Raw genomic sequence first — 14,867 nt, forward strand, 5'->3', positions numbered from 1 at the left:
ATGAAAAACCCTTTTTAGTTTGGGATATTTCCTACAAATAAATGGCTGCATCTCATATCCGCTCTGAAATTGTTAATTCAATATGTGGAAATAGTACATTATATATATGTAGATAATTATAAAAAACATATAAGATATTTTGGTTGAATTGATTGAAAATATGTTAATTCCAGGTTTATTTTCTTTAAAAATATCAGCCAAAAATTCAATAAAATTAATTTATCGATGAGTATCATGAAGTTATATTTTGCTCATTCTATTTCACCAGTGAAATTATTATTAAAGGTCTTCTTAGATATGAGCAAAAAAAACAATTAAATTAAATGCCCTGTAACTGCTATTTGCAGGGGAAAATTGATATATCAGTACCCGCGTACAAAGATATCAGCATTAGCCATTCTCATTTGCAGTGTATTAGGTAGCCCCTCGCTCATGGCATTTACTCCCGAGGTTATCGGGCAGGAAGTGACCGGGGAAATTCTGAATGACAGGGACAGACAAGAAATACGAGCAGGCGGCATTGCCAACAATACCACGATTTATGGTCTTGGGCAGCAAACGGTCTGGGGTAATGGTATCGCAAACGGCACTACTATTAATGGTCGTGGGCAACAATATGTCTACGAGAGTGGCATTGCCTACAACACCACATTGAATATTCAAGGAGCTCAAGTTGTCACCGAATATGGTACTGCCTACGGCACCATCATGAATGACGATGCGGAGCTATATATCCATGTCGGGGGGGTTGTCAACGGCACCATAATGAATGGCAATAGCTTTCAAGAAGTCATTTATGGTGGTTTCTCAAACAACACCACGATTAATGATAATAGCCATCAATCTATCCAAAGCGATGGTATCGCCAACGGTTCAACAATAAATAATACCGGTATGTTAACAGTCACTACCGGAGGCAAGCTTATAGGTCAAACAGTCATCAACGACCAGGGAACCTTTGAAGGTCCTGATGGTACTGTACAAAATGAGGGCGAGTTAATTTTCCAGCGCAGTGAAGATTATTCGCTGGATTTCAATCTCGCCGGCACCGGTAGTCTGACACAAAATGGCCCGCATTCTCTGACTCTTTCCACTGCCAGTTCCTACAGCGGAGCAACCACTATTAATGGCGGCAGCATTAAAGCTGGTGCTGATAATGTCTTCAGTACCCTTTCGGATTACACCACCCATACTGGCGGCACACTGGATTTAGATGGCTACAACCAGACGCTCCAATCCCTCAATAATGGCGGAGCCGTGAGTTTTGGTGGTATTGGTGGTAACACCTTAACTATCACCGGCGATTATATTGGCAACAATGGCTTGCTCAATATGAATTCGGTACTGGAAGATGACGATTCCGTCACCGATAAATTGATTATCGGCGGCAATACCTTCGGCAACACTTATGTACAAATTAACAATTTGGGTGGCAGTGGCGCACAAACCCTGGACGGCATAGAACTGATTACTGTTGCCGGTAATTCTGATGGCGAGTTTACTCAAAGTGGGCGTATTGTCGCCGGAGCTTATGACTACTATTTAGAGCGTGGTATCGGCAGCAATGAGGCTAACTGGTATTTGAGTAGCTCTATTCCGACGATTGTGCCAGGGCCCTATGTTCCTGGCGAACCTTCGCCACCTATGGTCGAGCGCCCGGAAGCCAGCGGTTACAGTGCTAACCTTGCCGCGGCCAATAATATGTTTGTCACTCGCCTGCATGACCGTCTGGGGGAAACCCACTATATTGATGCGCTGACCGGTGAGCAGAAAGTTACCAGCCTGTGGCTGCGTAATGAAGGTGGGCATAATCGCTCGCGCGATAGTCAGGACCAACTGCGCACCCAAAGTAACCGTTATGTGATGCAACTGGGCGGCGATATTGCTCAGTGGAGTCACAATGGCGCAGATCGTTTCCATCTGGGGCTGATGGCTGGTTACGGCAACAGTAAAAGCACCACTGAGTCGCGGTTGTCTGGTTACAGCGCCCGTGCTTCGGTGGATGGCTATAGCACCGGCGTATATGGCACCTGGTATGCCAACAGTGCGGATAAAACCGGCCTGTATGTGGACAGCTGGGCGCAATACAGCTGGTTCAATAACACGGTTAATGGTCAGGACTTAGCGGTTGAAAAGTATAAATCCAAAGGGGTCACTGCCTCGGTGGAAAGCGGCTATACCTTTAAAGTGGGTGAAAATGCAGCGAAAAACGCCAGCTATTTTATCCAGCCAAAGGCGCAAGTAACTTGGATGGGGGTTAAAGCCGATGACCATAAAGAAGCCAATGGAACAAATATTTCTGGTGAGGGTGACGGCAATATCCAAACCCGTTTAGGGGTAAAAGCCTTTATGAACAGTTATGCCGATCAGGATAAAGGCAAGGACCGGGAATTCCAGCCCTTTGTGGAAGCTAACTGGATCCACAACACCAAAGACTTTGGCACCACCATGGATGGCATCACCGTGAAGCAGGATGGTGCGGCCAATATTGCTGAGTTGAAACTGGGTGTAGAAGGCCAGTTAAGCAAAAAGGTGAATGTCTGGGGCAATGTTGGCCAGCAAGTGGGCAATAAGGGCTACAGCGATACTGCGGTGATGTTAGGGGTTAAATATAACTTCTAATATTGGCTAAGAAATTATAGATAAACCGACCGGGCAATTAAGCCCGGTTTTGTTTTTTACACTATTGCTGCCCTCGTTATTTGTTAAAGAGTAATACTTTTTCTGTTTTAACAAAAAAAACTCATTATTGTTTTTACTATTTCTTTCACCCACTCTTCTAACGTCAATAGTTTGGTCATTGGCAGGAAGGGCTATGATGTTAAGTCGTGATACTTATCCCATATCACTATGGGTCAAACACTGCATGTGGTCGTTTCACACAGATAAACACGTGAACGGATTAACTCGAATTTTTGGCTGCTGAATGAAAGTTTATTGATGCTCATGATTCATCTGTGTGGGACTACAGGCCTGACTGGTAGATGCAATTTATTGACCACCTAATGGAAATAGAAAATGCTGGTTTCTGCTCCAACTCACCTCATAACCCAATGATGAATAATAATTTGTGAGGAACTATGATTTGGTTAGGACATTTCCTACAAATTAAAGGCCATATCTCATATAAAGCCAAGAAGAATTAGATTAAATTCAATTATCAAAAATACATCCAGCCCTGTTTATACAATAACAAATGCATAACTATATTTAGATCATAAAAATGGTGCATGTTAATTTCAAGTTTATTTTTATCAAAATAATAGTTTATGCACCTCATATAAATTAATTTAAGCACAATGCATTAACGAATTAAAAACAATTCACCTTATTTCATTTTATTTCACCAGCTGAATTTTATTCAAAAAAATTCAATTATAGGCTTTTCATATATGAATAAAAAAAACATTAATCGCTCTGCAACTGTTGTTTGCAGGGATGATTCAAGGCATCAACATCTCCGAGTAAAGGTAACCATTTTAGCCATTCTTATTTGTGGTGTATTAAACTCGCCCTCGTTAATGGCATTTACCCCAAATGTTATCGAACAAGAAGTCTCTGGTGAATCTCTTTATGAAAGAGAGATTCAAAATATTGGGATGAACGGTATTGCCAACGGCACTACCGCTAATATTCAGGGAGTTCAGAATGTTAACGAAGGTGGTACAACCAACGATACTATCCTCAGTAATGGAACCCAAAACGTCAATAATGGTGGCGTCGCCAATGGCACCACTATTAACAAAGGGTATCAGTATATCAAGGATGGTGGCATAGCTAACGGCGGTACCCTTAACGATGGATATCAGACTGTCCAAGGGGGTGGCTTAGCTAACGGTGTTACCATTAACGGTGGGGAGCAGACTGTCAGGGAGGGGGGGATAGATAGAGATGCCATCATTAACGGTGGGCGTCAGTATCTCTACAAAGGCGGTATAGCGATAGATGCCACCACTAACGGTGGGTCTCAGATTGTCGATGGAGGCGCAATCGCCTACAACACTACGGTTAATCGTGGGTATCAGCATGTCAATCCAGAGGGAACAACCTACGGTTCTACCGTTAACGGTGGATATCAATATGTTTTAGGTACCACCCATGACACCACTATTACGGGTGGGTATCAGAGTGTCTATGACGGAGGCATCGCTAATATCACCACGATAACCGGTGGGTATCAAACCATCTATGGTGGCGGGATAGCCAACATCACCACCATTAGCGGTGGTAGACAGGAGATTAGAGGTACAGCCAACAGCACAACCCTTTACGGCGGAAGTCAAATTATCCACGGTGTGGGAGTCGCTAACGATACCCTTGTTAACAATGGAAGCCAGCATGTCACTGGCACGGCCAACAACACCATTTTTAATAACAGTGGGGAACAGACTCTGTACGGAGGTGGCATAACCAACAATACCACCTTTAATGACGGTAGCCGCTTAATTGGCTCAGGTGGAACACTGGCAGGTCAGACAGTCGTTAACGATCTGGCAACCGTTGTATCGCCTACTCAAAACTTACAAAACGAAGGCGAGTTAATTTTCCAGCGCAGCGCCGATTTCTCGCTGAATTTCAATCTCGCCGGTACGGGTAGCCTGATACAGAATGGCCCGCATGTCTTGACATTATCAGCGGCCAGCAGTTACACCGGTGCCACTCACATCAATTACGGCGCCCTTAAAGCCGGTGCGAACAATGTCTTCAGTACCACGTCGGATTACACCACATCTTCGGATGGCACTTTGGATTTGGATGGCTACAACCAAACGCTTCAATCCCTCAATAATGGCGGGGCCGTAAGTTTTGGCGGTATTGGTGGTAACACCTTAACTATCACCGGCGATTATATTGGCAATAATGGCCTGCTGAATATGAATTCAGTTTTGGAAGATGACGATTCTGTCACCGATAAATTGATTATCGGCGGCAATACCTCCGGCAATACCTATGTGCAGGTAAACAATCTGGGTGGCAGCGGCGCACCGACACTTAATGGTATTGAGCTGATTACTGTTGCCGGTAATTCTGATGGCGAATTTACTCAACGTGGGCGTATTGTCGCCGGAGCTTATGACTATTATTTAGAGCGTGGTATCGGCAGTAATGAGGCTAACTGGTATCTGAGTAATGCTATCCGCACAAGTATGCCAGGCCCCGGTGCTCCTCAAGCACCCGAGCCCCCAATAGTTGAGCGGCCAGAAATACCCGAGTCCCCAATAGCCGAGCTGCCAGAAATACCCGAATCCCCAATAGTCGAGCTGCCAGAAATATCACTACCACCAGTAGACTCTTTGGGAACACCGCAACCTATGATCGAGCGCCCGGAAGCCAGTGGCTACAGTGCTAACCTTGCCGCGGCCAATAATATGTTTGTTACCCGCCTGCATGACCGTTTGGGGGAAACCCACTATATTGATGCGCTGACCGGTGAGCAGAAAGTTACCAGCTTGTGGTTACGTAACGAAGGTGGGCATAATCGCTCGCGCGATTCCCAAGACCAACTGCGCACCCAAAGTAACCGTTATGTGATGCAACTGGGTGGCGATATTGCCCAGTGGAGCCACAATGGTGCAGATCGTTTCCATCTGGGGTTGATGGCCGGTTACGGCAACAGTAAAAGCACCACTGAGTCGCGGTTGTCTGGCTACAGTGCCCGTGCTTCGGTGGATGGCTATAGCACCGGCGTATATGGCACCTGGTATGCCAACAGTGCGGATAAAACCGGCTTGTATGTGGACAGCTGGGCGCAATACAGCTGGTTCAATAACACGGTTAATGGTCAGGACTTAGCGGTTGAAAAGTATAAATCCAAAGGGGTCACCGCCTCGGTGGAAAGCGGCTATACCTTTAAAGTGGGTGAAAATGCAGCGAAAAGCGCCAGCTACTTTATCCAGCCGAAAGCACAGGTCACCTGGATGGGGGTTAAAGCCGATGACCATAAAGAAGCCAATGGAACAAATGTTTCTGGCGAAGGTAATGGCAATATTCAAACCCGTTTAGGGGTAAAAGCCTTTATGAACAGTTATGCCGATCAGGATAAAGGCAAGGACCGGGAATTCCAGCCCTTTGTGGAAGCTAACTGGATCCACAACACCAAAGACTTTGGCACCACCATGGATGGCATCACCGTGAAGCAGGATGGTGCGGCCAATATTGCTGAGTTGAAACTGGGTGTAGAAGGCCAGTTAAGCAAAAAGGTGAATGTCTGGGGCAATGTCGGCCAACAAGTGGGCAATAAAGGCTACAGCGATACGGCGGTGATGTTAGGGGTTAAATATAACTTCTAATATTGGCTAAGAAATTATAGATAAACCGACCGGGCAATTAAGCCCGGTTTTTTTGCACTATTGCTGCCTAGGTTATTTGTCAAAGACCGGACAATTAACTCATCAAAAGTAAATATCATTATCGCAAGGCTCATTTATGGATTGCGAGAAGTACCCACTGATACCACAATTCTTTATTGTTAGAAGTGAATAAGAGAAATTTATCTGTCAAAAATAAGCGAAACGATAGCTGATAGAGTAACGAATAATACTTATGCGGCCATTAATATTTAAGCATTAAGTAGAATCAGAATAACCGACAGGTTTTTTAGTTACCAAACAACTAAAATTGGTATTTCATCTCTTTTAGTGAGCTGCAATTGGCTTGTTATATCGCGAGTTATTCTTTAATTATCTGATTAAAAATGAAGTGTAGAACTTATTACGCGGTGAGTAAAAAAATAACTATACTAAAAACTCACACTGACTCTGTGAATAGCCTTACCGACAATAAAGATAGCTGTTCCAGTGATGTGAACTGATTAAAATCACATTGCACAATTCACTGTAATTTTGCGAGGTAGTTTATGCTACACGTTGATATTCCAGGCCGTGAAGAGTTTTCCCGCCTATCTGACGTTCGTTCAGATGCTTGTATCTCTATTTACCTTGAAACCTCTCCGCAACGCCAAAAACTGGAAAGCAGTAAAATTCAGTTAAGTAACTTTATCAAGGCGGCATTGTTGCAGGTTGCTGATAAAGGTTTGGACAAACGTCGTCTTGCACTGTTGGAGGAAGAACTTTATTCAGTGTTGGAAGATCCTGAGTTTTGGGATTTGCATGCACGTAGCTTGGCAATTCTGGCCACGCCAGACAATATTTTAACTTATCGTTTAGCCAATGAGTTACCTAATCGGCTTGAGATTAGCGATCGTTTCTATCTTAAACCTTTACTACGAGCACTCACATTCCCTCATTCAGCTTATATATTAGCTTTGTCTGAAAATCAGGCCCGCCTTATTGAGTTTTTTGCTGATGTGCCGGCGGTAGAGGTTGCGGTCCCTAACATGCCATCTCATAAACGTGATGCTATGGGGGATGCATCATTAAATGATCACCACCATGGTGCGGTTCATCATAAGGTTCGACTGGCACAGTATACGCGCAAAATAGATCAAGCATTGAGACCTATATTTGCTAACCATGATTACCCGCTTATTCTCGTTAGCACCGAACCTTTGGCTTCTATCTATCGCTCAACTAACTCGTTATCTAATCTTACTGATGAAACGTTTTCCAGTAATGCAGAACATCTGGGTGTATCTGAATTAGTTACTCAGGTTCGTCCATTATTAGAACGTTATTATCAAGCACAGTTGAGTGCGCTGAAAGTACGTTTTGAAGCACGCGAACGCGAGCGGCGAGTTACGCAGGATTTATCCGATGCCGCGCGTGCAGCCACCTTTGGTGCTATTGATTTACTATTGATTAATATTGATAGCAACGTGAGTGGTGTTATAGATGACGAGGGGATAATTTCATTCGATGGTGATGAGGTGAGTTACGGCATCGTTGATGAGATTGCGAAACGCACTTTGGCAACCGGAGGTCGAGTGTTGGCGGTGCGAACTGCAGATCTACCCCATGGCGCTGATCTGAATGCAATATTACGTTATCCGCTGTAAATAAAGCATTAACAACAACAGACTCACTTTCTGTATCGTGAAAAATTAGTCCATAAAAAGCCTCATACTTGGGGCTTTTTATGGATTAATATCGATGGACCACACTGGGTGGGAATATTTATGGTTATTGTATTGGTTTACTGTTGTGCTCACTTTCTTTTAATTCTGGTGCCGCAATGGGGATGTGACGGATATTAAAACCGGTTATACCTAGCACCAGAGTGATCAATGGTGCGGCAATATTAAACACAGCAAACGGCATATAGGCCATCGTTGATACGCCTAAAACGGCTGCCATATAAGCGCCACAAGAGTTCCACGGGACCAAGGGTGAGGTAACAATACCTGCGTCAGAGACTGCTCGTGACAGGTTTTCCGGTGCTAACCCACGCTTGGCAAATTCAGCTCGATACAGACGAGTGGGTAACAGCAGAGCAATATATTGATCGCCAGCGGCAATATTCAGCCCAATAGCGGTGGCAACCACGGATGCAATTAAGCGCCCGACGGTTCTGGCCCGCAACAGTAGCGGTGTCACCAGTTTATTCAGCAGGCCAAAGTCATCAACCATGATCCCGAAAGTGACGGCACCAATAATTAACCAGATGGTGAGTAACATACTGTCCATACCACCGCGCGAAAGTAGGGCGTCGATCTGTTCAATGCCAGAGTTCTCTTGAAAGCCGGTGGCCATAGCAAGCCAAATAGCTTTAATGGCAAGTAGTGGTGTGGCAATATCCGGTTCAGCAATAAAACGCAGAATAACCTGTGGTTGCATAAAAGAAGTCATGATGCCCGCGAGTAAGGCCGAACTCATGATGGCCAGAGAAGCGGGCACCTTCAATATCGATAATGTCAGCAAAAAGAACAGAGGCAGCAAGTTCCATGGCGTAATATGGAATAACTCATTGAAGCGGGTCATTTCATTATTGGTGACCGTCACATCAAAAGCACTGTGTTGATTCATGCCCAACACAATAAATGCAATCAGAGCAATTAACGCTGCCGGGACAGTGGTCCAGAGTTGTGTTCGAATATGTTTATACAGTTCTACCCCATTTAATTGTGCGGCAAGTACAGTACTTTCTGATAGCGGTGAAACTTTGTCACCTACGTAAGCCCCGGAAATTACTGCGCCAGCTGTTATTTCTGGCGATAAACCCAGCATATTAGCCAGACCGACGAGCCCAACGCCCAGAGTACCGGCAGTAGTCCAGGAACTGCCAATGCTCAGTGATACCCCGATACAGACGAGAAAGGCAATAGGGTAAAACCAATTAGGCGTGATCATCACAATACCGTAATACACCATCGTAGGAATGGTACCGGACATATTCCAAGTACCGATCAACGCGCCGACGGAGAAAAGAATAAATATTGCGCCGGAGACAGTTGCAATACCTTTACGCCCTGATTCAGAAATAGCATCCCAGCTATGACCATTTTTTAATATGATGATTGAAGTTATCATTGTGCTGATAATAATGGCCACTTGCAGTGGGCCATTTACAGCATTAAGGCCGAACAAGGCAACAGAAGCCCCAACCAGCACAATCAATGAGACGATGGGAATAAGAGCATCCAGATAACTGGGGGCTTTTATAGTTCGAGGAGATTTGGGGTCAATGTCCATGTATGCTCCATATACTATTTAGACGAAAGAAATTTTTTAAAACTTAACATTTGAGTCTTGGGTTAACGGCTCTAAATTTAATCATAGTCGATTTCGACAACAGTATAAGAAGAATGTATTAATCTAATTATTTAATCGGGTATTTTTCCTGTACTCCTATCGGCGCTGACGGGCGGGTGTGACTTATAGCCATTCAATAGGGAAGTTAAATGCTATATTACCTTTCCGCTCTTATTATAATTCAATGATTGGTAACGAATTAAAAATAAAACATTTCTGTCTTAGGATATTTCCCACAAACAAACGGATACCTCTTATATCAACCATAAAGTCTCTGATTTATGGTGCGTTAATGCATTTATTGGAAATCACACTTAAACCTGCTGGTGTTTTATCAAATACATCAATAACCATAACTAATATGGCTTGGATTGATTTAATAAAATTCCGAGGAACACAACTCTTCGGCAGGTATAGCTATGGGTAAATACATTTAAATTATGAATAGATTAAATAAATCAGCAACCTTTCAGGTCGTCATACCTTCCGCCATGTCAGGGCTGATTCTCTTACCCCTCTTCCCGTTGCACCGGCGGTACTCTTACTTATGGGGGGATAGGCACCTTTAGTGGCCTGTCTGATGGTGAGTTTATTCAGCAGGGGCGTATTGTCGCGGGAGCTGATGATCGAGCGCCCGGAAGCCAGTGGCTACATAATGAAGGCGGCCATAACCGCTCACGCGATTCCCAAGATCAACTGCGCACTCAGAGTAACAGCAAAAGCAGAACAGAATCACGGCTGTCAGGCTACAGCGCTCGGGCCTCGGTAGACGGCTATAGCACCGGTGTGTACGGCACCTGGTCCAATAATACGGTTAATGGTCAGGATTGGGTGGCTGAAGAGTATAGATAAACCGACCGGGCAATTAAGCCCGGTTTTTTTATGCTGCAATAAAACAGCATTTAGTGAGATTCAGAATTTGTTGAGCTGGCATAATGCACACAAGAAGTACGCACATGAGATGTTAATTCTTCAATTAAACCATTTTTCGCATTAAATATATCTTCATAAATACGGTCACTGACTCTATTAACTATCTCTGATACAACTCTGTTTTTTTCTTGCAGATCTTTTTCAAATAGTTCATTTATTTTACTTTCTCCATTAATATATGTTAATACACAATGTTTTATTGAGGACTGTGCACATGAAATATCGAGTTTTAACTTTTCATCAAAAAGATATCCATGGGCAGAACTAAAGATAGCTGTCTTATCTTCAATAGACATTTTAACACCTGATTTAATACAAGCATTATCTATTTGTTTATTAATGGCTGCTGACAGATAGGTGGTCCTCTCTTCCTTTTTCCACATGTCAAATTTATCACCTTGGTTAATATTCTTGACATCTCTAATTAGTTTGTCATAAATATCTGTATAATTTAGCGTGATATCCCTTCCCTGATATGAAATACATGCTTTTTCGTTTATCATAAATTTTACATTAGGGTTTGGAGAGGGCTGTGGCCAGTGGTTGAAGGTTACGGATAATACCTCATTGTCGAAGTGAGTCTCTTGAGAGGCTGTTTTGATTAGCGGAGTATCAAAAATAAATGTTTGATCTAAAATAGTGTAATTACATAATTCACCATTTTGTTCGATATACAATAAGTCATCACCGCCATCACCTTTTATGTGTAACTTCCCAGTAGTTGAACTGTCAATATGGTCATTACAGAATCTGTCTTTGTATCCAGGTGAGGCTAGCTCTTTTAACCTAAAAAATATTTCTTCTATATCTTTATTTGTGAGATCAATTGTGGGGTTGCATAATTTATGTAAGCATAGTAATGCCTCACCTTGCCCCGTAGGGAAAAAGTAATTCACTATTTTCTCCCATAGTGTCATATGCGGCATAGAGTCTTTAGTAAATAATTCATTTATTTTATTGTCGCTAATATTTGCAGTAAAAAAAGAATTTCCAACAGTAAAACTCATAAACGCTACCTCCTGAAATTGAACGTAATAAGTTATAAGTAATTTTAAGGGTATTAGCACTAAGTGTTTTACCTGATTTTATAGGCTTTATAGTTCGATAGTCGTATGTTCTAACACTAATAACTGTGTTATAGCGACAAAATTGTGACGCTAAGTACCAGTAGCCCGGTAGCCCTTATTACCTACTTGTTGGCCATCATTACTCCAGAGATTGCTCCAATACCGGCAACATTGAGTTGATTTTTTATCTGACACATGTATGATTGACTAATCACTCATTTAAGGCGAATATTATGGAAGGCGAATGTTATGGCAAGGCCACTAAACGAGGATAAGCGCAGAGCTATTTTGGATTCTGCTGTCCGTATCATTGCCAGCCAGGGGCTTGGTGCAACCACGGCTTTAATCGCCAAAGAAGCAGGCATCTCAACCGGCTCTTTATTCACGTATTTTCCGGATAAGGTGACACTTTTCAATCAGCTCTATCTGCATATTAAAACAGACGTCGCGGACGCACTGTTACAGGCTTTTCCTTTGCAGGCAGATATAAAAGAAAAGGCCTTCCATGTTTGGCAGTCCTATACTGTATGGGCCTGTAATCAACCTGAGCGTCGGGCTGCACTGCAGCAGTTGTCGGCTTCTCGAATTATCACTGAGGATACTCGCCAGCAGTCGATGTCTATGTTTGACGCAGTTAACCAAGTACTGTCTGAACTCGGTAAATCCGATCTCTGTCAGAACGTCGGGTTTATCACTGCCATTATGGCGTCACTGGCAGAAACAACGGTCGATTTTGCGGTTAAGGAACCGGAAAAAGCAGAGGAATATACTCTGAATGGCTTCCGGGCATTTTGGCGGACACTGGGAATGTAGGCTATATTTTTTTACTCAATAAATGACTGACTAATCAGTTTTATAGAAAAGATTGCATCTATTATTCGATGCTCTGGCTACACAACCAATCACTCCAGTCGGGAGAATATGATGAAACACATTACGCAACATTACATTAATGGGCAGTTTGTAAATTCGATTGGACAGGAGAAGTTTGAACTCGTAAATCCGTCGACTAACCAAGTCATAGGTACCGTTCAACTGGGCAATGAAGAGGATGCGCGACGGGCAATTGCTGCAGCGAAAGCCGCATTCAAAGCATATTCCCGCACCACGATTGAAGAACGGGCTGAATATCTTCACCGGCTCCATGATGCCATAGTGGCTCGGGGGGATGACCATGTACGAGCCTTAGTGGAAGAGTACGGTGGGCCAGTACAAATGGCGCAGTTCTTGGTAAAAGCCTCTGCGGACGCCATTCTAAGTGCCAAAGCAAGCTTGCCACATATCCCGTTTAAGGAAATGGTGGGGCAGACTGAAGTTTCTCTGCATCCGGTGGGCGTGGCAGGGCATATCACCCCCTGGAATGCCAATATTTTATATTTCTGTAATAAAACAGCGGCGGCTCTTGCCGCTGGGTGTACGGTTGTGACTAAGCCGAGTGAAATGAGCGCTCTTCAGACCCAGCTGATCATGGAGTGCGTTGATGCTGCCAAATTACCTGCTGGGCTTATCAATATTGTTAATGGGCGGGGCGATGTCGTTGGTGAGGAATTAACCCGGAATCCTGGCGTCGCCAAAATTTCATTTACTGGATCAACGGCGATTGGGAAACATATCGCGAGTGCCGGGGCTGCTACCCTGAAAAGGGTGACGCTTGAGCTCGGTGGTAAGTCAGCGCACATTGTTCTCGATGATGCCGATTTACATAAAGCGATGCCATTTATTCTTTCCGCTGGCTTCATGAACAGTGGACAAGCCTGCGTCGCTGGCACGCGAATTCTGGTGCCAGAAAGCCGTCGCGATGAAATCACATTGGCGCTGAAACAGGCTGTCGAACAGATTAAAGTTGGGCTACCAGAAGAATCGGATACAGCTATCGGGCCAATGGTATCGCAAAAACAGTATCAGCGGGTTCAAGACTATATTCAGAAAGGTATTGAAGAGGGGGCTGAAATACTCACCGGCGGGCTAGGTCATCCTGAAGGTCTGGAAAGCGGCAATTTTGTAAAACCGACGGTATTTGTGAATGTCACTAATGATATGTCAATCGCAAGGGAAGAAATTTTCGGGCCGGTACTCTGTGTAATGTCCTATAAAACTGAACAGGAAGCGATTGAAATAGCTAATGATTCACCGTATGGGCTTGCCGGCTATGTTAGTAGCGAAGATGTCGATCGCGCGCGAAAAGTCGCAGAGCAAATGGATACCGGAGGAGTTTCCATTAATGCTTTCAGTCACACGCCATTTGCGCCATTCGGCGGTGTCAAACAGTCAGGTATTGGCAGAGAGAATGGCACATATGGCATTAAGTCTTACCTTGAGTATAAAACGATCGCCTAAGCTTTATTGCCGGTGAATATATTCTGGATGGATAAAATCCGATAAGTTTTATATCTGAGACATTTGTATAGACAGAATCTGGGGGGAAATCCCCCAGATTTTAAAATACTGGGAGTGTGTATATGAATATTTTGATTTATGGTGCGTCTGGCATGGTGGGGCAAGGTGTTTTGCGTGAATGTCTTCTGGCGGAAGATGTGCATCATGTGACGGCGGTTGTACGCTCATCTCTGCCAGTTACCCACCCTAAACTGGTACAATTCGTGACGCCCGATCTGACTGAGATTCCAGAATCAGGTGATGCTAATAGCCACTATGATGCGTGTTTCTACTGCTTGGGTATTAGCTCCTCCGGTATGTCTGAAGAGAAATACAGCCATTTCACGTATGATTTAACGCTCAAAATAGCGTCCCGTTTGGTGAAATTAAACCCTGATATGGCGTTTATCTATGTGTCAGGCGCGGGTACAGATAGCTCTGAACAGGGTAAAAGCATGTGGGCGCGTGTTAAAGGAAAAACAGAGAATGCGATCCTGAAACTGGGCTTTGCTTCAGCATGGATGTTTCGCCCGGCAGTGATACAACCGCTGAATGGTGCCCGTTCTAAAACAGCAAGTTATCGAATTTTATATCAGTTGATGGCACCTGTACTTCCTCTTTTGAAGCGGATGTTCCCGGATGCTATTCTGACAACTGAAGATATGGGGAGGGCTATGCTGAATGCAGTGCGTTATGGCTATAAAAAGCCCATTTTGGAAAAAACGGATATTAGCAGGCTGGCTCGAGGTGGAAACAAATAAGATAATTTATATAGATTGCGCCAGCCCATATCATGTTGGCTAACTCGCACCTTCTCTCTTTGCAAATTTTATGGCTAAATCAG

General features: G+C 43.8%; 8 protein-coding genes and 1 pseudogene. 7 read left to right on the top strand and 2 right to left on the bottom strand.

What is annotated here, in order from left to right:
* Window positions 1-432 precede the first annotated feature (432 nt).
* The 3 genes from N0H69_RS12750 to N0H69_RS12760 all read left to right on the top strand — a co-directional run bounded on the left by N0H69_RS12750 (window position 433) and on the right by N0H69_RS12760 (window position 7,954).
* Window positions 433-2,622: an autotransporter outer membrane beta-barrel domain-containing protein gene (locus N0H69_RS12750; RefSeq protein ID WP_050152170.1), complete on the top strand. Its 2,190-nt coding sequence runs from the start codon at window positions 433-435 to the stop codon at window positions 2,620-2,622.
* Window positions 2,623-3,521: 899 nt separating this feature from the next.
* Window positions 3,522-6,290 (top strand): autotransporter outer membrane beta-barrel domain-containing protein, encoded by a 2,769-nt coding sequence (locus tag N0H69_RS12755; RefSeq protein ID WP_259705555.1) that lies wholly within the window; start codon window positions 3,522-3,524, stop codon window positions 6,288-6,290.
* 566 nt (window positions 6,291-6,856) lie between these two features.
* On the top strand, window positions 6,857-7,954 hold the full coding sequence (locus tag N0H69_RS12760) for a baeRF11 domain-containing protein (protein WP_050151108.1): 1,098 nt from the start codon (window positions 6,857-6,859) through the stop codon (window positions 7,952-7,954).
* A gap of 124 nt (window positions 7,955-8,078) precedes the next feature.
* Here N0H69_RS12760 and N0H69_RS12765 read toward each other — a convergent pair whose 3' ends face one another.
* Window positions 8,079-9,587 (bottom strand): Na+/H+ antiporter NhaC family protein, encoded by a 1,509-nt coding sequence (locus N0H69_RS12765; protein ID WP_050109672.1) that lies wholly within the window; start codon window positions 9,585-9,587, stop codon window positions 8,079-8,081.
* A gap of 699 nt (window positions 9,588-10,286) precedes the next feature.
* Between N0H69_RS12765 and N0H69_RS22260 the strand changes: the two are divergent.
* Window positions 10,287-10,496 (top strand): annotated as a pseudogene (locus N0H69_RS22260) (hypothetical protein); the annotation flags it as partial.
* 53 nt (window positions 10,497-10,549) lie between these two features.
* Here N0H69_RS22260 and N0H69_RS12770 read toward each other — a convergent pair.
* Window positions 10,550-11,587: a type III secrection system effector, WxxxE family gene (locus tag N0H69_RS12770; RefSeq protein WP_050151110.1), complete on the bottom strand. Its 1,038-nt coding sequence runs from the start codon at window positions 11,585-11,587 to the stop codon at window positions 10,550-10,552.
* Between the two features lie 309 nt (window positions 11,588-11,896).
* On the opposite strand from N0H69_RS12770, the gene N0H69_RS12775 reads away from it, so the two are divergent.
* From N0H69_RS12775 to N0H69_RS12785, 3 genes are all read left to right on the top strand, one after another.
* Entirely contained in the window at window positions 11,897-12,460 is a 564-nt protein-coding gene (locus N0H69_RS12775) for a TetR/AcrR family transcriptional regulator (protein ID WP_050109668.1), read from the top strand.
* Window positions 12,461-12,568: 108 nt separating this feature from the next.
* Entirely contained in the window at window positions 12,569-13,984 is a 1,416-nt protein-coding gene (locus N0H69_RS12780) for an aldehyde dehydrogenase family protein (RefSeq protein ID WP_311196329.1), read from the top strand.
* Window positions 13,985-14,106: 122 nt separating this feature from the next.
* Window positions 14,107-14,784 (top strand): NAD-dependent epimerase/dehydratase family protein, encoded by a 678-nt coding sequence (locus tag N0H69_RS12785; protein WP_050109666.1) that lies wholly within the window; start codon window positions 14,107-14,109, stop codon window positions 14,782-14,784.
* Window positions 14,785-14,867 lie beyond the last annotated feature (83 nt).

This window comes from Yersinia alsatica (assembly GCF_025133195.1).
GTDB lineage: Bacteria > Pseudomonadota > Gammaproteobacteria > Enterobacterales > Enterobacteriaceae > Yersinia > Yersinia alsatica.

Excerpts from the sequence above, each read along its gene's own strand:
- N0H69_RS12750 (WP_050152170.1), top strand. The coding sequence starts at position 433 with ATGGCATTTACTCCCGAGGTTATCGGGCAGGAAGTGACCGGGGAAATT.
- N0H69_RS12755 (WP_259705555.1), top strand. The coding sequence starts at position 3,522 with ATGGCATTTACCCCAAATGTTATCGAACAAGAAGTCTCTGGTGAATCT.
- N0H69_RS12760 (WP_050151108.1), top strand. The coding sequence starts at position 6,857 with ATGCTACACGTTGATATTCCAGGCCGTGAAGAGTTTTCCCGCCTATCT.
- N0H69_RS12765 (WP_050109672.1), bottom strand. The coding sequence starts at position 9,587 with ATGGACATTGACCCCAAATCTCCTCGAACTATAAAAGCCCCCAGTTAT.
- N0H69_RS12770 (WP_050151110.1), bottom strand. The coding sequence starts at position 11,587 with ATGAGTTTTACTGTTGGAAATTCTTTTTTTACTGCAAATATTAGCGAC.
- N0H69_RS12775 (WP_050109668.1), top strand. The coding sequence starts at position 11,897 with ATGGCAAGGCCACTAAACGAGGATAAGCGCAGAGCTATTTTGGATTCT.
- N0H69_RS12780 (WP_311196329.1), top strand. The coding sequence starts at position 12,569 with ATGATGAAACACATTACGCAACATTACATTAATGGGCAGTTTGTAAAT.
- N0H69_RS12785 (WP_050109666.1), top strand. The coding sequence starts at position 14,107 with ATGAATATTTTGATTTATGGTGCGTCTGGCATGGTGGGGCAAGGTGTT.